We start from the raw sequence: 17,993 nt of genomic DNA, 5'->3' as shown, positions 1-17,993 counted from the left end.
CGACCGTCTCCTACGCCATCAGCGACGGGGCGCAGAGCGAGGCGGGGCGCGGCGTCTACGACGCGACGGCGGGGACGCTGACGCGCGGGCCGCTCGCCAGCACGGCCGCGAACGCCGCGATCAACCTGAGCGGGTCGGCGCAGGTGTTTCTGACGGCGCTGGCCGAGGATTTCGCGGACCGGGCCACGGCGGCGCAGGGCGCGCTGGCGGAGAGCGCGGTGCAGCCCGCCGACCTCGCCGCGGTCGCGACGACCGGGGCCTACGCCGACCTTTCCGGGACGCCGACGCTCGGCACGGCGGCGGCGACGGACGCGGCGGATTACGCCACGGCGGCGCAGGGTGCGCTGGCGGAGAGCGCGGTGCAGCCCGCCGATCTCGCCGCGGTCGCGACGACCGGCGCCTACGCGGACCTCTCCGGCCTGCCCGCGCTCGGGACGGCGGCGGCGACGGACGCGGCGGACTACGCCACGGCGGCGCAGGGCGCGCTGGCGGACAGCGCGGTGCAGCCCGCGATCTCGCCACGGTCGCCGCCTGCGGCGCGCCGCCTCTCCGGCGCCGACGCTCGGCACGGCGGCGGCGACGGACGCGGCGGATTACGCCACGGCGGCGCAGGGCGCGCTGGCGGACAGCGCGGTGCAGCCCGCCGACCTCGCCGCGGTCGCGACCTCGGGCGCATACGCCGACCTCACCGGCCTGCCCGCGCTCGGCACGGCGGCGGCGGAGGATGCGGCCGCCTTCGCCGCCGCCGTTCATTCGCATGTTCTGGCCGACATCGCGGACGCGGGCACGGCGGCGGCGACGGACGCGGCGGATTACGCCACGGCGGCGCAGGGCGCGCTGGCGGACAGCGCGGTGCAGCCCGCCGACCTCGTGGCGGCCGCGCGCGTCATCTGGGTCGACCCGGCGGGCGACGACGCGGCGGCGGGCGACCTGCCGACCGCGCCGAAGGCGACGGTCACGGCGGCGCTTGCGGCGGCTGCGCCGGGGGACTGCATCCGCATCCGCGCCGGCCTCTACATCGAGGCGGCGCCGATGATCGCGCCGCGCGACGTCTCCCTCGTGGGCGACGGGCTGCGCGTGACGGAGATCAGGCCGACGCCGGCGACGGCGGGGCAGCCCCTCTTCCTCGTCGATTCGGGCTGCCATTTCTGGGGCCTCACCTTCGCGCGCCATCAGGCCGGGTCATGGGCGGTGGCCTTCAACGCCGCGGCGGACAATACGGGGATCGGCGCGAGCGGGCCGGGCGCCTACATCCTGAAGTCGCCCTACATCCAGAACTGCTCCAGCTACACCGCGCAGGACGACGCGGGGCTCGCCGGCTCGACCTCGGACGGGACGACGGGCGGCGGGATGCTGGTGGACGGCGCGGCCTGCGCGCCGAACTCCCCGATCCGCTCGATGGTGGTGGACAGCTACACGCAGGTGAACCTCGACGGGCCGGGCTGCCTCGTGACGAATGACGGCTACGCGCAGCTCGTCAGCTTCTTCGGCACGTTCTGCTCCTACCACGTCAAGGCGCTGAACGGCGGGCAGGTCAACCTCTCCAACTCGACCACGAATTTCGGAACGTTCGGGCTGGTGGCGGACGGGCGGAGCACGACGCCGCTTTTCAGCGGGGCCGGCGCGGCGGCGGCGGACGGGGCGAACGGCATCGACGTGACGGCGCTCACGGCCAACCGCCTCGGCGGGTCGAGCCGCCCCGCGCTCGGGCAGGTGTTCGACGTGGCGGGCGTGCAGCGCACGGTCACCGGCGCGTCGCCGATCAGCGGCGGCTGGCGGGTGACGTTCTATCCCGCCCTCACGGCGGCCTTCGCGGGCGGGGCCGTCGCCTTCTTCCAGCGGTCGCAGATCATGACCGGCGGGCAGAACATGGAATTCGTCGGCGCGGGGACCAACTACCTCGCCCTGCCGTGGAACGGCGGCGTCCCGATCCAGGCGAACGAGATCGTCGAGGCGAACGGCGGGCGGGTCTTCTACTCCACGACGGATCACCTCGGCACCTTCCGCGTCGGCCCGCAATTCAGCGTGGACGGGACGACGGGCGAGGTGACGATCAACACCGACAGCTTCAACGTCTCGGGCCTCAACCAGATCGGCCCCTTCAGCCGCGACGGCGGGCAGACGACCGTCGGCGTCCAGCTTCGCGAGGTTTCGAACGATGCCGGGCTGATCGCGAGCACGGGCGCGGCGGACGGCAACACCGCGCCGACGCAGGCGGCGGTCGTCGCCTATGTCGCCGCGACGGCCGCCACGGCGGCGCAGGGCGCGCTGGCGGACAGCGCGGTGCAGCCCGCCGACCTCGCCGCGGTCGCGACGACCGGGGCCTACGCGGACCTCTCCGGCCTGCCCGCGCTCGGCACGGCGGCTGCGACGGACGCGACCGATTACGCCACGGCGGCGCAGGGCGCGCTCGCCGACAGCGCGGTGCAGCCCGCCGACCTCGCCGCGGTCGCGACGACCGGCGCCTACGCGGACCTCTCCGGCCTGCCCGCGCTCGGGACGGCGGCGGCGACGGACGCGGCGGATTACGCCACGGCGGCGCAGGGGGCGACGGCGGACAGCGCGGTGCAGCCCGCCGACCTCGCCACGGTCGCGACGACCGGCGCCTACGCCGACCTTTCCGGGACGCCGACGCTCGGCACGGCGGCGGCGACGGACGCGGCGGATTACGCCACGGCGGCGCAGGGCGCGCTGGCGGACAGCGCGGTGCAGCCCGCCGACCTCGCCACGGTCGCGACGACCGGGGCCTACGCGGACCTGACCGGCCTGCCGGCGCTCCCCGCCAACGCGAACGACCTCCCGACCGAGGGCGCGGCGCTCGGCGACATCAGCGGGGCGGCGACGGTGGACTGCGCCGCCGGGCAGGTCTTCACGGCGACGGTGACGGGGGCGGCGACGCTGACGTTCGCCAACCCCGAGACCTATGACGAGATCGTGCTGCACCTGACGAACGGCGGCGCGGCGGCGGTGACGTGGCCCGCCTCGGTGGACTGGCCGGGCGGCGCCGCGCCCGAACTCACGGCGGCGGGGGTGGACGTGCTGGTGTTCGTGACCGCAGACGGGGGCGTGACGTGGCGCGGGGCGCTGGCGGCGGAGGACGTGAAATGAGCCGCGCGGCGGAGATGCTGATGGCCGCCGGGCGCCGGGCGGCGCAGGGCGGCGGGGCGCCGGGGGTGATCGCGGTGGCGCATTCCAACAGCCCCTACGTCTCCGCCTATCCGTGGAGCGCCGCCACCGGCTTCGGGGCGAAATACGCCGACCCGGCGACCCTGCCGGCGGGCACCGGCTACGGCGTCGCGTTCTCGCCCGCAGGCGACGCCATCGCCGTGGCGCATGGCGCCGCGCCCCGCGTCTCCGCCTATCCCTGGGACAGCGCGACGGGCTTCGGGGCGAAATACGCCAACCCCTCGACGTTGCCGACAGGCAACGCCCGCGGCGTCGCGTTCTCGCCTGCAGGCGATGCGGTGGCGGTAGCGCACTTCACCTCGCCCTACGTCTCCGCCTATCCGTGGGACGCGGCGACGGGCTTCGGCGTGAAGTTCGCGAATCCCTTGACGCTGCCAGCGAGTACGGGCAACGCCGTCGCGTTATCGCCTGCGGGCGACGCCATCGCGGTGGCGCACGGCACCTCGCCCTTCGTCTCCGCCTATCCGTGGGACGCTGCGAGCGGTTTCGGCGCGAAGTTCGCCAACCCCGCGACGCTGCCAGCGGGTAAGGGCAACGCCGTCGCGTTCTCGCCTGCGGGCGACGCCATCGCGGTGGCGCACAGCACCTCGCCCTTCGTCTCCGCCTATCCGTGGGACGCTGCGAGCGGTTTCGGCGCGAAGTTCGCCAACCCCGCGACGCTGCCGTCGAACGCTGGCCGCGGCGTTGCGTTTTCGCCTGCGGGCGACGCCATCGCCGTGGCGCACATCACCGTCCCCGCCGTCGCCGCCTATTTATGGGACAGCGCGACCGGCTTCGGAGCAAAGTTCTCCAACCCCGCCATCGCCCCGTCGAGCAGTTGTATAGCCGTCGCGTTCTCGCCCTCGGGCGACGCCATTGTCTTAGGCCATCCCGCTAATTCCAACGTCTCCGCCTATCCGTGGAGCGCCGCCACCGGCTTCGGCGCGAAATACGCCAACCCCGCGACCCCGCCGCCAAGCGCCGGCAACGGCGTCGCCTTCCTCCCCGCCCCCCTGCCATGAGGCCCGCATGACCCGCGCCGACATCCTCCGGGACGCCCTCGCCGCCCGCATCGCCGAGGTGGAGGGCTACCAGATCAACATCGACAATTACGCCCTCGCCCTCGCGCATATCGACGCGATGGCCGAGGCCGACCGCGCCGAGCTGGCCGGCTTCCGCGAGGAGCTGGCGCAGCGCCTCGCCGCGGAGCGGCACCAGCAGAAGCGCGCCGCCGTGATGCTCGCCGTGATCCGTCAGCAGGTGGAGGCCCCGTGACCCGTTACGTCCATATCGACGCGCCCGACCGCCCCGGCCCGCTGCCGCGGGCGTGGCGCAACGTCTCCGGCCTCCACCTGCTCGACGCGCCGGCGCTGGCCGCGCTCGGCTGGCTCCCGTGGGTTGACGATCCCCGGCCCGCGCATGACCCGCTTCACGAGCGGCTCGTCGCCTCCGTCGAGATCACCGACGCCGGCGCCCGCCGCGTCTGGGCGGTCGAGCGGCGCCCGGAGGCGGAAATCCCGGCGGTCGAGGCGGTCGCGGCGGAGGCCGTGGTCCGGATCAAGGCCGGGGCGGGGGCGGCGATAGAGGGCCGCTTTCCGCTCTGGAGACAGTCCAACCTGATGGCCCGCGCCATCGAGCTGCTGGACATCCGCCGCGACCGCCTGCTGACGGAGGCGGAGGCCGTGGAGCGCGACGCGATCGAGGCGGCGCGCGAGTGGATCAAGCGCCAGCGCGCGGAATCGGACCGGCTGGAGGCCGCGGCCGCCGCGCTCCTCGCCGGGGAGGGCGACGACGACGCGAAGCGCCGCGCGCTGGCCGCGCTCGGCTTCGCCGCGGTCGCCTGATGCTTGGATTCGCCCCGCTCGGCGCCGCGCCGCTCGGCCTGCCGGCCGCGGCCGCGGCGCCCGCCCCGCCGGCGCTGACGCCGCAGGTCTGCCTCGACGCGGTCTGGCGGCGGCCCCGCCTCGGCGCGGCCTGGCTCCGCGGGGCGCTGGATGTCGACTGGAGGAGATGCCCGTGACCCGACGCCTGCCCCCCATCCACGCCGGCGACAGCCTGGTCGTCGCCGTGACCGTCGCCGACGGCGCCGCCCCGCTCGACCTCGCCGGCGCGTCCGTCACCGCGCGGCTGCGCGGCGAGAAGGGCGCCGTGCTCCCGCTCCAGGTCGCCGTCGAGGACGCCGCGGCGGGGCGCTTCGTCATCAGCCTCGCGGCCGGCGCCGTGACGGCCGGGCGCTGGCGGCTCCAGGCGCGCGTCGCGCTGCCGAACGGCGAGGCGCAGACGGTGACCGACGCGACGCTCACCGCGGAGCGCAGCATCTTCTGACCCGCCGGCGGCGGGCGACGAAGCCGCGGGCGGGGCTCTAGCCGCCCAAGCCAGCCCTCGGAGGGCGGCCGCAGGGAAGGAGACGCGGATGAACCGGAGGGACTGGAACATGCTTTCGCCCGAAGAGCAGGAGCGCCGGCTGCGCATGATCGCGGAGGCGGTGGACGACGAGGTGATCGTCGAGCTGCGCGCGCTGATCCGCTCGCAGCGGGAGGGCCGCGTGATCGGCCGCTGGCTGCGGACGCGCTGGAAACTGCTGACCTTCCTGCTCGGCGGCCTCGTCGCCGGGGTCGCGCTGCGGCACGACATCGCGGCGGTGCTGGAGGTGATGCGGCGATGAGACGCGCGCCCCGCCGCCCCGCCGCAACCGCCAGTAGGAGCCGCCGATGATCACCCTCGCCATCCCCCTCGCCGTCGCCGCCGCGCAGGCGCTGCTGCCCTCGCTCGTCTCCCGCATCGCGGGGGACAAGTCGGGCGACATCGCCGAGCGCGCGCTCGGCGCCGTGCTCGACGTCGCGCAGGTCGCCGCGCCGGACCGGGGCGACGCGCACCGCATCCGCGCCGCCATCGCCGCGGTGCAGGGCTCGCCGGAGCACATGGCGGAGGCGGTGAGCCGCCTCGCCGAGATCGAGGAGGCGGAGCGGCAGGCCGAGCTCCTCGCCATCGTCGAGCAGGCGAAGACGGCGCGGGCGGAGCTCTCGACGGGCGACCGCTTCATCCAGCGCGCGCGGCCCGCGGCGATCTGGGCCTCGATCCTCCTGACCTCGGCGCTTGTCGTCTCCGGGATCGTGCTCGTCTTCACGAATCCGGAGGGGCTCGCGCTCCTTCGCGAGCTGATCGACACGCTCGAATGGGTGATGCTCGCCCTCCTCGGCGTCGCCGGCGTCTACACCGGCGCGCGGACGCTGGACAAGCGCGCGGGCAAGGCCGGCGGCGAGGCGCCGGAGCGGCGGGAGTTCTGGGGGTGAGCGCCGACGCCGCCTTCTTCGCCGCGATCCGCGAGACGCTCTTCTCCGGCCGCCTGAGCCAGGCGCAGGTCGACGGCGTGACGCGGATCGCCCGCGCCGCGCGCGACTACGGCTGCGAGCCGGCGCAGGGCGCCTATATCCTCGCGACGGCGCACTGGGAGACGGGGCGGCGGATGCAGCCGGTCCGCGAGGGCTTCGCGAAGACGGACGAGGCCGCGATCGCGGCGGTGACGCGGCTGCACCGCGAGGGGCGGATCAGCCGGAACTACGCGCTGCCGGACCCGGAGACGGGCCAGAGCTATTTCGGGCGCGGCGACGTGCAGCTGACCCACAGGTTCAACTATGCGGACTGGTCGGCGCGGCTCGGGCTGGACCTCGTCAACGATCCCGGCCTCGCGCTCGACCCGGCGATCTCCGCCCGCATTCTCGTCGAGGGCTCGATGCGCGGCACGTTCACCGGCCGCGCCCTGCCCTCCTACGTCTCCGGCGCGAAGCGGGATTTCACCGGCGCGCGGCGCGTCATCAACGGAACCGACAAGGCGACCGAGATCGCCGCGCTGGCGGAGCGCTACCTCGCCGCCATCGAGGCGGGGATGGCGGCGGCGCGGGCGGCCGATATCGGAAATCCGATATCGCCCCTCGCCCCGCCCGCCGCGCCGCCGCCCGCGCCGCGCCCGGAGCCCCGCGCCGAGGCCGACCTCATCCGCCTCGAAACCCGCCTCGCCGCGCTGGAGGCGGACCTCGCCGCAGCGCGGGCGTGGCGGGAGAGGGTGAAGGCGGCCGTCGCCGCCTGAGCGGTCCAGCCTCCCCGGACGTTTAACGACCTGTTAACCTCCGCCCATGCGCCCCGCCTCGAATCGCCCAGCCTGGACCCGCCCGCCCGAGACGCAGGCCACCCGCCTCCGCCGCCTCGCGGAAGACGGCGCGGCAATGGCAATCGGGGGCGCAATGTGGGCGCTGATGCTCGCGGGGCTGTTCGGATAGGCGCAACGAAACCGCAATGCTATCGGTGAACGCGGCGTGAACTAACGGGATTTCAGGCTCTCCGGAATCCAGCAATTCCTACTGAAATCACCCGCGCCCATGTCTTCGGGAGGCAGGGGCCGGAGGTTCGAATCCTCTCACTCCGACCAGGGCCGCCTCACCCCAGATCGATCCAGGCGCTCTTGAGATTCTGCACCTTGTCGAAGGCGTGGAGGGACTTGTCGTGCCCGTTCCCGCTCTGGCCATGCCCGCCCAGCGGAACGGTGAGGTCGGACCCGCCATACGTGTTCACATGGACGAGCCCGGCGCGGATCGCTCGCACCATCCGGTGCGCGCGGGAGAGGCTCCCGGTCCAGACGCCCGCCGCCAGCCCGTAATCCGTGCCGTTCGCCAGCGCCACGGCCTCCGCCTCGGACCGGAACCGCGTCACGGCCAGCACCGGCCCGAACACCTCCTCCCGGAACAGCCTGTGCTCAGGCGCGACGCCCGTCGCCACCGTCGGCGCCATGAACCAGCCGCCCGTCTCCTCCATCAGCCGCGCGCCGCCCGTCACGATCTCCGCCCCCTCCGCCCTCGCGCTCTCGACGAAGCCGAGCGCGCGGCGGAGCTGCGCCTCCGAATGCACCGCGCCGATCTCGCTGGCGAGCGAAAGCGGGTCCCCCACAAGCATCGCCGCCGCGTGGCGGGCGACGGCGGCGACGAACTCGTCATGGATCGAGTCCTCGACGAGCAGCCGCGAGCCCGCGATGCAGACCTGCCCGGCGTTCCGGAAGATCCCCGTCGCCGCCACCTTCGCCGCCTTGTCGAGATCGGGCGCATCCGCGAAGACGATGTTGGGGGACTTGCCGCCAAGCTCCAGGTAAACCCGCTTGAGGTTTGATCGGGCGGCATATTCCAGCAGCCGCCGCCCCGTCGCCCCCGACCCGGTGAAGAGGAGCGCGTCGACCTCGGGCGAGAGCGCCAGCGCCTCCCCCGCCACGGCCCCCTGCCCCGTGACGACGTTCAGCACCCCGTCCGGCAACCCCGCCTCCGCGGCCAGCTCCGCGATGCGGAGGAGCGTCAGCGAGGCCGTCTCCGCCGGCTTCAGCACCACGGAATTCCCGGCGGCGAGCGCAGGCGCGAGCTTCCAGGCGCCGATCATCAGCGGGAAGTTCCACGGCACGATCGCGCCCACCACCCCCACCGGCTCCCGCGTCACGAGGCCGAGCGCGCCCTCCGCCGTGGGCGCGACCTCCCCGGTGATCTTGTCCACGGCCTCGGCATAATAGCGGAAGGAGCCGGCGGCGGAGCCCGGCTCCGCCTTCAGCGCCATGGAGATTTCCGTCCCGTTCTCCCGCACGCCGAGGACGGCGAGCGAGAGCGCCTCCCGCTCGATCAGCTCCGCGAGACGGATGAGGATGCGCTTCCGCTCCGCGGGCGCGCGCCCGGCCCAGCGCCGGTCCTCGAACGCCTTCCGCGCGGCGCCGCAGGCGGCGGCGACATCCGCCGCCCCGCCGGCGGCGAGCGTAGCCAGCGCCCGCCCGTCCCGCAGCGAAAGCGTCTCCACCTCCGCCCCGTCGAGGGAGGGAACGCGCCGCCCGTCGATGAAATGCCCCTGCGGCGGGACGGGAAGCGCGGCGAGCGCGTCGATGGCGGCCTGATCGGTCATGGCGTCCTTTCCGCCCGCCGCTCACGGATGAGCGCGCGGACATGCAGCGCGATCACGAAGAGGATCAGCGCGAAGAGGATGGCCGCGATGGGCCGGTCGATGAAATCCAGCGGCGTCTTCACCCGCGCCATCGCGCTCCGGAGCTTCACCTCCATGATGCCGCCGAGCACCATGCCGAGGATGATCGGCACAACCGGCAGGCCGAGCCGCTTCAGCACGACGCCGAGCACCCCGAACCCCGCCGCCATCGCGCAGTCGGTGATCGAGTTCCGCAGCGAATAGACCCCGACGAAGGAGAGGGTGAGGATCAGCATGCCGAGAAACCGCGTCGGGATGCGGATGATCCGCGTCAGCATCCCCCCGGAGACGATCAGGAAGGCGAGCACGAAGAGGTTGAGGAGCAGGAGCGCGAGATAGAGCGCGCCGACGAAATCCATATTCTGCTGAAAGAGCTGCGGCCCCGGGATCACGTTGTGCACGTAGAAGACGGAGAGCATCATCGCCGTCAGCGCCTCCCCCGGTATCCCGAGGGCAAGAAGCGGGATCATCGCCGCGGGCGGCACCGCGTTGTTGGAGGCCTCGGCGGCGATCAGGCCTTCCGGCGCGCCCTTGCCGAACATCTCCGGCGTCTTCGACGTCCGCTGCGCGTAGGAATAGGAGAGGAACTGCGCCGTGAACTCGCCGACGCCGGGGATCATGCCCATCAGCACGCCGAACGAGGCGGAGACGGAGGCGACGCGCTTGTGGCCCATCAGCTCCTTCATCCCCCCGAAGAGCGACCCGGAGAATCGCTGCGGCTTCGGCGCGCTCTCCCGCTCCGTCAGGAGGATGAACGCCTGTGAGAGCGCGAAGAGCCCGAGCACGACGACGATGAGGTCGACGCCGGAGGCGAGCCAGCTCTGCTCGAAGGTGAAGCGGCGGGTGTATTTCACCGGCTCGAGCCCGATCGTGCCGAGGAAGATCCCGAAGCAGGCTAGCATCCCCGCGGCGAAGATCTGGCCTCTGTGGGCGAGGATCACCAGCACGATGCCGAGGAGCGCGGCGAGGAAGATCTCCCGGCTCCCGAACATCGGCGCGACGAGCGCGAGGACGGGGGAGAGGAGGATGAGGCAGAGAATGGCGAAGATACCGCCGAAGAAACTCGCCGAATAGGCCAGCGCAACCGCCCGCCGCGCCTCCCCCCTCAGCGTCATCGGGTGCCCGTCATAGGTCGTCAGCGCGTTCACCGCCGTGCCGGGCGTGTTGATGAGGATGGCGGGCAGCGCGCCGCCATACATCGAGGAGCCGTAGATGCCGAGGAGGAGCGTGAGCCCCACCAGCGGCTCCATGGAGAAGGTCGCGGGCAGGAGGATCGCGATGGCGACGGCGGGGCCGACGCCGGGGATCGCCCCGATGATCACCCCGCCGACGGAGCCGACGAGGAGAGCGGCCAGCACGTCCCACCGCATCAGCATGAGCGCGGAGGCGAGGATCGTCTCCAAGGTCAGAACCAGGTCAGCATGAAGGCGCGCGCACCCTCCGGCAGCCGCTCATAGAGCGCGCCTGCGGGGGCATTCACCTTAAGGAAGGTCTTGAAGAGCAGCACGATCCCGAAGCCCGAAGCCGCCGCCCAGCCGATCCCCGCGCCGCGGTATCCGGCGCGGACGGCGAGGAGGACGCAGAAGAGCACGGTCGCCGGCAGATAGCCGAGCAAGGGCGCCGCGAAGACATAGGCCATGAACCAGAGCGCGTATTCCGCGCTCCGCGCCCAGAACAGCGCCTCCCGCCACCGCCCCGGCAGGCGCGGGGAAAGGGCGGAGGAGAGGAGATGCAGCGCCCCGAAGAAGACCATCCCGAAGATCGCGACGCCGGGCCAGAAGGCGGGCTGCGCGGCGAAGCCGGTCCGCTTCATCCATTGCGTCTGGTCCGGCAGGCGGACGAGGAGGAACAGCGCGAAGGCGAGGAAGAGGGCCGCGAAGAGAAGGTCGCCGGGCTTCCGGTCGCGCCGGAAGAGGGCGCGGAAGGAGCGGTCGCTCAAGGGTCGTCCCCCGCGCCAGGCCCCGCGCCAGGGCGGTCGCGCGAGGGCTGTTCCGCGACGATTTCCATGGAAATCAGCCTCGGAGATTTGTTTTCAAACGAAAAAAACCGTGATCGCTCTGAAACATGCCTTCTGGCGACGCGTCTGCCCTCCTTCCCTCTCCCCCTTTCCGGAGGGAGAGGGGAGGCGCAGGCGGCGCCCCCCGCGCCCCGCCTCACTCCAGCATCTTCTCGATGGCGGCGAGCGTCTCGATGTCCCGCGCGATGCGAGCCTTCGCGGCTTCCGCATCCTCCCAGTAGACGGCGGCGCCCGTCTCCTTCGCCAGCGTCTGCGCCCGCTCGCTCATCACACTCTCCTGCGCGACGGCGATGATCTTCGCCTTCACGTCCTCCGGCGTGCCGGTCCGGACGAAGAGGCCGTTCCACAGCTCGAGGTCGAGGGTGGGCTCCAGCTCCGCCACCGTCGGCGCGTCCGGCGTCAGGGGGATGCGTTCGGAGCCGATGGAGGCCAGCACCTTCACGTCCCCGAGGCAGGGGAGGATGAGCTGGAGGGTCGTGTTGATCACGTCCACGTCGCCGGAGGCCAGCGTGTTGCAGTCCAGCGCGTCGAAGGCGGCGTCGGAGGCGAAGGCGAAGCCCTTCGCCTCGGCCAGCGCGAAGGTCACCTGCGTCGGCGCCAGCGGCGCGCCGAAATGGCCGAGCGCCACGTCATTGTCCTGCGCATAGGCGGCGAGTTCCTCCACCGTCGAATAGGGCGCGTCGCCCGCGGCGGCGATGACGAAGGGATAGGTGAGGAAGACGCCGAGCGGCTCGAACGGGTCCGGGCTCAGCTCCGGAATGCCGAGCTGCGGCCCGATCACCGGCACGGCGATGATGAAGGAGCCGATCGTGTATCCGTCCGCCGGGGCGGTCGCGACCTCGACCGCGCCGGGGAAGGGCCCGCCGCCGCCGCCGGGCTTGTTCACCACCGCGGCGGGCACGCCGTATTTCGCCTGGAAATCGTCCGCGATCATCCGCGTCAGCACGTCCTCGAGGTCGCCCGGCGGCCAGGGCACGATGAAGCTCACCGGCTTCTCGGGATATTCGGCGAGGGCGGGCGTGAAGCCGGCGACAAGCGCGAAGCTTGCGAGCGCCGCGGCGGAGAGAGCGCGTTTCATGGATCAACCTTCCTGTCGGTTCATTATTGTCACCGTCGTTTCAGGAAAGATTGACGGCGCGGCGCCCCCGTGTCAACGCTCTTGCGACCTGCCGCCGACGCCGCCGCGCCCGGCAGGGCCTTGGCGCCATAAACGCGCTCAAGCAGCCCGAAGGGCGGTAGCGCACCAACGCGCGCTCAAGCAGCCCGAAGGGCGGTAGCGCACCAACGCGCGCTCAAGCAGCCCGAAGGGCGGTAGCGCACTTAGAAAGGAGTCGCCGCGATGAAGGATTCCAACTTCCTCAGGGAGAACAACGCCCGGCATCTCTGGCACCCGATGGCGCATCCGGCGGAGATGCAGGCCAACCCGCCCGCGATCATCACGAAGGCCGCGGGCGTGCGGATCACGGACCTTGACGGGCACGAGACGATCGACGCGGTGGGCGGGCTCTGGAACGTCAATCTCGGCTTCTCCTGCGCGCCGGTGAAGGCGGCCATCGCCGCGCAGCTGGACGCCCTGCCCTATTATTCGACCTTCCGGGGCACGACGAACGACGCCGTGATCGAGCTCTCATGGATGCTGCGGGAATTCTTCGCGCCGGACGGGCTGACGCGCGCCTTCTTCACCTCCGGCGGGTCGGACAGCGTGGAGACGGCGCTCCGCCTCGCCCGGCAATACCACAAGATCCGGGGCGAGGCCGGGCGGGTGAAGTATCTCTCGCTGAAGAAGGGCTATCACGGCACCCATACGGGCGGCGCCAGCGTCAACGGCAACGCGAATTTCCGCACGCAATACGAGCCGCTCCTGCCCGGCTGCTTCCAGATCGCCGCCCCCTACCCCTATCGCAACCCGTTCAACGAGAGCGACCCGGCCCGCCTCGCGCAGCTCTGCGCGGCGGCGCTGGAGGACGAGATCGCCTTCCAGGGGCCAGGCACCATCGCCGCCTTCATCATGGAGCCTGTGCTCGGCGCCGGCGGCGTGATCCCGCCGCATGAGTCCTTCATGCCCATGGTGCGGGAGATCACGGCCAAGCACGGGATTCTCCTGATCGCGGACGAGGTCATCACCGCCTTCGGCCGCACCGGCTCCTGGACCGGCTCGCGCCATTGGGGGGTGCAGCCCGACATGGCCTGCACGGCGAAGGCGATCACCAACGGCTATTTCCCCTTCGGCGCGGTGATGATCGCGGAGGCGGTGGCGGAAGCCTTCGAGCAGGACCGCTCGGGCGCCGGCGCCATCGGCCACGGCTACACCTATTCCGGCCACCCGGTCGGCGCCGCCGCGGCCATCGCCTGCCTGAAGGAGACGGAGCGGCTGAAGGTCAACGAGAACGCCGCGGCGCGGGGGGCGGAATTGTTCAGCGGTCTGAACGCGCTGAAGGAGAAACATGAGATCGTGGGGGACGTCCGCGGCGGCCACGGCCTCATGCTCGCGCTCGAACTCGTCTTCGACCGGGCGAAGAAGACCCCCGCGGCGAAGGACGTGACGGCCCGCATCCACGAGGCGACCTATCGCGCGGGCGTCATGGTCCGCATCTCCGGCCCCAACATCATCCTCTCCCCGCCGCTGATCCTGAATGCGGAGGAGGCGACGAAGATCGTGGAGGCGCTGGACGAGGGGCTTGCGGCGGCCTGAGCGGGGCGCGGAGGGCCGCGGCCTCCCTCGGGGGGCCGCCTCGGAACAAATGGTTTCAGCGGTTTATGGCGTCAGGAACTCTGACGCCTGAGCCTCTTGAGACGTCGCAATGCGGCCTCCCTGAGGGAGGGCGGCCGCGGCCCGGGCTGGTGCGCCCGGGCCGGGGGTGGTGGGGAGCGCGGCGCTTCGCCTTCACCGCGCCCATGAAGGCGCGCCCCTACCGGCAGTAATTCCCGTTCCGGTGCCGCGCGATGTCGAAGTGGAAATGATCCCGGTGGAACCGGTCCGAGGCCGGGCCGAGCACCGTGCCGAAGGGGCCGCAGGCGCTCCGCCACGCCTCCCGCACGAAGGCCTGCCCCCGCCCGCCGCCGTTCCAGCCGGTCGAGACGTCGAGACGCCGCCCGTCCGCCAGCACGAATTCCGCGATGTCGATGGCGTTGCCCTTCGCATGTTCCGAGAGCGGCGCGCCCGCCTGCCGGTTGCGCGAGCGGCAGACATAGGAGGCGACGGGCCGGACGGCGACAAGGGGGGAGCCGGTATGCTTGAGCGCCGCGGGCCGCGCCCCGCGCGTCATCCAGTCCGCGAAGGCGCGCGCCGTCTCGCAGTTCACCTCGGCCTTGCCCGAAAGCGCGACGCCGGCGACGGAGACGAGGCTCACCGGCTCCGCGATGCCGCAGCGCGGGTCGCCGCCCGAAATCGCGGGGATCGCGGCGCCGATCAGCCGCGGGTCGCCGCAGACCGGGCCGACCGGGCCGATCCCGACCGGCTGGATTCGCTGGAAGCCGGGGATCACCGTCGGCGCCACGCCGCGCGGGCTCGGCGCCGGGGCGAGGAGCGGCGCGGCGGAGCCGGGGGACGGCGGGTCGAGTTCCGGCGGCGGCGCGTCGCAGGCCGCCAGCGCGGCGAGGAGGAGGAGCGCGAAGCGCCTCACTCGCCCGCCTTCGGGCCGGAGCGCGCCGCGACGCGCCCGAAATCCGGCGCCGCCGTATCCTGCCCGGCGTCGATGATCCCGCGCCGGATCGCCCGCGTGCGGGTGAAATAGTCGAACAGCATCTCGCCGTTCCCCGTCCGGATCGCGCGCTGGAGCGCGAAGAGCTCCTCCGTGAAGCGCCCGAGAATTTCCAGAGTCGCCTCCCGGTTCGTCAGGAACACGTCGCGCCACATCGTCGGGTCGGAGGCGGCGATGCGGGTGAAGTCGCGAAAGCCGGCGGCGGAATACTTGATGACCTCGGATTTCGTCACCCGCCGCATGTCGTCCGCCACGCCCACCATCGTATAGGCGATGAGATGCGGCGCATGGGAGGTGACGGCGAGGACGAGGTCATGCCGCTCCGGCGCCATCGCCTCCACATTCGCGCCGAGCGCGCGCCAGAACCGCGCGAGCCGCCCCTCCGCCTCCGCATCCCCGCCGGGGAGGGGCGTGAGGAGGCAATAGCGGTTGTCGAACAGCTCCGCGAAGCCCGATTCCGGCCCGCTATGCTCCGTCCCCGCGAGCGGGTGGGCGGGGATGACATGGACATGGTCGGGAAGGCCGGAAAGCGCCTCGATCACCGCGCCCTTGACCGAACCGACATCGGAAACCACGGCGCCCTCGCGAAGCGCAGGCGCGATCTCCGCCGCCACCGAAGCCATCGCGCCGACGGGGACGCAGAGGATGACGAGATCGGCGCCCGCCACGGCCTCCGCCGCGCTCTCGACGATCTCGTCGCAAAGCCCGATCCGCCGCGCCGTCGCCCGCGTCTCCGCCGTGCGGGCGTAGCCGACGACGCGCCCGGCGGCGCCGGCCCGCCGCGAGGCGAGCGCGATGGAGCCGCCGATGAGCCCTAGCCCGATCAGCGCGACCCGCTCGAAGACGGGGTGCCCGACGAGGGGGCTCACGCCCCGCTCCGGAATTCTGCCACGGCGGCGATCACCGCCTCGCATTCCGGCTCCGTGCCGACCGTGATGCGGAGCCAGCCCGGCAGGCCGTAGGCGTCCACCCGCCGGGCGATGATCCCCTTGCCCTTCAGGAACGCGTCCGCCGCCGCGGCGCCCCTCTCCCCCTCCCCGAACCCGGCGAGGACGAAATTGCCCTCCGACTTCGTGCAGGGCACGCCGGCCGCCTCCAGCGCCCCGGTCAGCCGCGCGCGGAGGCGGATCGTCTCGGCCCGCAGCTTCGCCGTATAATCCACATCCCGGATCGCCGCCGCAGCCGCCGCCTGCGCCGCGAGGTTGACGTTGTAGGGCCCGCGCACCCGGTTGATGACGGAGAGGATCTCCTCCCCCGCCACCATCCAGCCCACCCGCAGGGCCGCGAGCCCGTAGATCTTCGAAAAGGTGCGGGACATGACGACATTGGGCCGCCGCGCGACAAGGCTGAGCCCGCCATCGTAATCGTCCCCCTCCACATATTCGGCATAGGCGGCGTCGAGGACGAGGATCGCATGGTCGGGAACGCCCGCCGCCAGCCGCTCGACCTCCTGCGCGTTGATCCGCGTGCCGGTCGGGTTGTTGGGGTTGGCGAGGTAGACGAGCCGCGTCCGCTCCGTGCAGGCGGCGAGGAGCGCGTCCACATCGCTCGTCAGCTCCCGCTCCGGCGCGGCGACCGGCTTCGCGCCGTTCATCAGCGCGTAGGAGGGGTAGAGGAGGAAGCCGTGGCGGCTGTAGACCACCTCGTCCCCGTCCCGCAGGTAGCAGAAGGCGAGGAGCTGCAGCAGCTCGTCCGAGCCGTTGCCGCAGACGATGCGCGCCCGGTCGATCCCGTGGACCTCGGCGATGGCGTCGCGGAGCCCGCCGCTGTCCGCATCCGGATAGAGCGACAGCCGCTCCGCCGCCGCCCTCATGGCCTCGACGGCCTTCGGCGAGGGGCCCCAGGGGTTCTCGTTGGCGGAGAGCTTGATGGGCTTCGCCGCGCCGGCGAGATGGCTGCCGCCGACCTGATAGGGCGCAATGTCCATCACGCCGGGGCGGGGCGTCACGCGGAAGGCGGGGGCGTCCATGGCTTTCTCCGTGTCGAAGTCCGCGCGGGTTTAGCGCGGGGCGCGCGCGGCTTCCAGAGGCTGAGGAACGTTGACAGAGGCGCCCCCGTCACCGTCCTCACTCGTTCAGAGGTTGGCGTTTCGCAACCAGCCGGCGCCCGGCCGATCCGCCCCGCGGATCGGCCCGCGGCCGCCCGCCCCAAGGCGGCCGCGAGACGCGGCCACCCGGGCGGCCGCGAACCGATGCAGACCGACGCGGCGGCTTGGCGCCCCTCGCCCTCCGGCTTGCGCCTCCGGGCGACCGGCCCTGGCGCCCTTCCACTGGAAGGTCGCCTTCACGGGCCGGGGCGCGAGGCGACAAGCGTCGCAGGTATCCGGAGGCATTTCACCCCGCCCGCCCCGTCGCCGGCTTCGGCGCCGGGCGCACCGCGCCCGCCAGCGCCCGGAGCGGCGTCCGGGCGGCGACGGCGGAGCCGGCGCGCGGCGCGGCGTAGGCCGTCTTCACCGCCTCGACGAGGATCACCCCGGCGAAGCGCTGCGCGTCGAGCCGCCGCCCCGTCGCCTCCGCCATGCGGAGCCAGAAGCGCCGCTGCGAAGGCGGGGCGTAGAGCGCGGCGGAATGGCGCACGGGCTCCAGCTGATGCTCCCTCAGCCGCGCTTCGAGCTGGGAGACGGAATAGGGCCGCCCGTGGCCGAACGGCGTCGTCTCCCGCCGCGCCCAGAGCCCGGCCCGGTTCGGCACGATGACGAGCGCCCGCCCGCCCGGCGCCAGCACGCGCTGCGCCTCGGAAAGCACCGCGCCGGGGCGCTCCGAATTCTCCAGCGCGTGGATCACCAGCAGCCGGTCCACGAAGCCCGTCGCCAGCGGCCAGCGCCGCTCGTCCGCCAGAACCGAGACGTTCGCCTCCTCCACCGGCCAGTGGAACGCCCCCATCTGCGCAGGCATGAGCGAGACGACGCGCTGCGCCCCCTCCCGGAACGGGCGGAGGAAGGGCTGGCCGAAGCCGAAGGCGGCGAGGTTCCCGCCGCGCGAATCCCGCCAATGCGCCGCCACCGCGCCACGGATCGCCAACTGCGCCGCCCGGCCGAGGGGGGAGCGGTAATAGAACCGCCTGAGCTCGATCACGTCGAGATGCATCTCCGGCCCGCCTCCGTTAGT

The 17,993-nt window shown here is 72.7% G+C and carries 18 protein-coding genes; 10 read left to right on the top strand and 8 right to left on the bottom strand.

Going from position 1 to position 17,993, the window contains the following annotated elements:
* Positions 1-633 precede the first annotated feature (633 nt).
* From ACE37J_RS13795 to ACE37J_RS13755, 9 genes are all read left to right on the top strand, one after another.
* On the top strand, positions 634-3,108 hold the full coding sequence (locus tag ACE37J_RS13795; RefSeq protein ID WP_409711873.1) for a hypothetical protein: 2,475 nt from the start codon (positions 634-636) through the stop codon (positions 3,106-3,108).
* Positions 3,105-4,187 carry a WD40 repeat domain-containing protein gene (locus tag ACE37J_RS13790; protein ID WP_409711871.1) on the top strand — a complete coding sequence of 361 codons (1,083 nt, stop codon included), beginning with the start codon at positions 3,105-3,107 and terminating at the stop codon, positions 4,185-4,187. Before ACE37J_RS13795 ends, ACE37J_RS13790 begins: the two co-directional genes overlap by 4 nt.
* A gap of 7 nt (positions 4,188-4,194) precedes the next feature.
* Entirely contained in the window at positions 4,195-4,440 is a 246-nt protein-coding gene (locus tag ACE37J_RS13785) for a hypothetical protein (RefSeq protein ID WP_409711869.1), read from the top strand.
* A complete protein-coding gene (locus ACE37J_RS13780) occupies positions 4,437-5,009 on the top strand; it encodes a hypothetical protein (RefSeq protein ID WP_409711867.1) in 573 nt (190 codons plus the stop codon). Before ACE37J_RS13785 ends, ACE37J_RS13780 begins: the two co-directional genes overlap by 4 nt.
* A complete protein-coding gene (locus ACE37J_RS13775) occupies positions 5,009-5,185 on the top strand; it encodes a hypothetical protein (protein ID WP_409711865.1) in 177 nt (58 codons plus the stop codon). The genes ACE37J_RS13780 and ACE37J_RS13775 overlap by 1 nt, the downstream gene beginning before the upstream one ends.
* A complete protein-coding gene (locus tag ACE37J_RS13770; RefSeq protein ID WP_409711863.1) occupies positions 5,182-5,490 on the top strand; it encodes a hypothetical protein in 309 nt (102 codons plus the stop codon). The genes ACE37J_RS13775 and ACE37J_RS13770 overlap by 4 nt, the downstream gene beginning before the upstream one ends.
* Positions 5,491-5,578: 88 nt before the next feature.
* Positions 5,579-5,830: a hypothetical protein gene (locus ACE37J_RS13765; RefSeq protein ID WP_409711861.1), complete on the top strand. Its 252-nt coding sequence runs from the start codon at positions 5,579-5,581 to the stop codon at positions 5,828-5,830.
* Positions 5,831-5,876: 46 nt separating this feature from the next.
* The gene (locus ACE37J_RS13760) at positions 5,877-6,458 is read left to right on the top strand and encodes a 3TM-type holin (RefSeq protein ID WP_409711859.1); all 582 of its coding nucleotides are present in this window, start codon (positions 5,877-5,879) and stop codon (positions 6,456-6,458) included.
* Positions 6,455-7,252, top strand: a complete 798-nt coding sequence (locus tag ACE37J_RS13755; RefSeq protein ID WP_409711857.1) for a glycoside hydrolase family 19 protein — start codon at positions 6,455-6,457, stop codon at positions 7,250-7,252. Before ACE37J_RS13760 ends, ACE37J_RS13755 begins: the two co-directional genes overlap by 4 nt.
* A 347-nt stretch (positions 7,253-7,599) precedes the next feature.
* On the opposite strand, the gene ACE37J_RS13750 is transcribed toward ACE37J_RS13755, so the two are convergent.
* From ACE37J_RS13750 to ACE37J_RS13735, 4 genes are all read right to left on the bottom strand, one after another.
* Positions 7,600-9,090, bottom strand: coding sequence for an aldehyde dehydrogenase family protein (locus tag ACE37J_RS13750; RefSeq protein WP_409711855.1), 1,491 nt, complete (start codon positions 9,088-9,090; stop codon positions 7,600-7,602).
* The gene (locus ACE37J_RS13745) at positions 9,087-10,571 is read right to left on the bottom strand and encodes a tripartite tricarboxylate transporter permease (protein WP_409711853.1); all 1,485 of its coding nucleotides are present in this window, start codon (positions 10,569-10,571) and stop codon (positions 9,087-9,089) included. The genes ACE37J_RS13750 and ACE37J_RS13745 overlap by 4 nt, the downstream gene beginning before the upstream one ends.
* Before the next feature lie 2 nt (positions 10,572-10,573).
* Positions 10,574-11,107: a tripartite tricarboxylate transporter TctB family protein gene (locus tag ACE37J_RS13740; protein ID WP_409711851.1), complete on the bottom strand. Its 534-nt coding sequence runs from the start codon at positions 11,105-11,107 to the stop codon at positions 10,574-10,576.
* A 214-nt stretch (positions 11,108-11,321) separates the two neighbouring features.
* Complete coding sequence (locus tag ACE37J_RS13735; protein ID WP_409711849.1) at positions 11,322-12,263, bottom strand: tripartite tricarboxylate transporter substrate-binding protein; 942 nt, start codon at positions 12,261-12,263, stop codon at positions 11,322-11,324.
* A 261-nt stretch (positions 12,264-12,524) separates the two neighbouring features.
* On the opposite strand from ACE37J_RS13735, the gene ACE37J_RS13730 reads away from it, so the two are divergent.
* The gene (locus ACE37J_RS13730) at positions 12,525-13,877 is read left to right on the top strand and encodes an aspartate aminotransferase family protein (RefSeq protein WP_409711847.1); all 1,353 of its coding nucleotides are present in this window, start codon (positions 12,525-12,527) and stop codon (positions 13,875-13,877) included.
* A 217-nt stretch (positions 13,878-14,094) separates the two neighbouring features.
* On the opposite strand, the gene ACE37J_RS13725 is transcribed toward ACE37J_RS13730, so the two are convergent.
* From ACE37J_RS13725 to ACE37J_RS13710, 4 genes are all read right to left on the bottom strand, one after another.
* Complete coding sequence (locus tag ACE37J_RS13725) at positions 14,095-14,808, bottom strand: extensin family protein (RefSeq protein ID WP_409711845.1); 714 nt, start codon at positions 14,806-14,808, stop codon at positions 14,095-14,097.
* The gene (locus ACE37J_RS13720; RefSeq protein WP_409711843.1) at positions 14,805-15,755 is read right to left on the bottom strand and encodes a prephenate/arogenate dehydrogenase family protein; all 951 of its coding nucleotides are present in this window, start codon (positions 15,753-15,755) and stop codon (positions 14,805-14,807) included. The genes ACE37J_RS13725 and ACE37J_RS13720 overlap by 4 nt, the downstream gene beginning before the upstream one ends.
* Entirely contained in the window at positions 15,752-16,855 is a 1,104-nt protein-coding gene (hisC, locus tag ACE37J_RS13715; protein ID WP_409711841.1) for a histidinol-phosphate transaminase, read from the bottom strand. Before hisC ends, ACE37J_RS13720 begins: the two co-directional genes overlap by 4 nt.
* 364 nt (positions 16,856-17,219) lie before the next feature.
* Positions 17,220-17,972 carry a class I SAM-dependent methyltransferase gene (locus tag ACE37J_RS13710; RefSeq protein WP_409711839.1) on the bottom strand — a complete coding sequence of 251 codons (753 nt, stop codon included), beginning with the start codon at positions 17,970-17,972 and terminating at the stop codon, positions 17,220-17,222.
* Positions 17,973-17,993 lie beyond the last annotated feature (21 nt).

It is taken from the genome of Pikeienuella sp. (assembly GCF_046290545.1).
Taxonomy (GTDB): Bacteria; Pseudomonadota; Alphaproteobacteria; order Rhodobacterales; family Rhodobacteraceae; genus Pikeienuella.
Note: the sequence above shows the minus strand (reverse complement) of the source record. Positions and strands in the feature narration are given on the sequence as shown.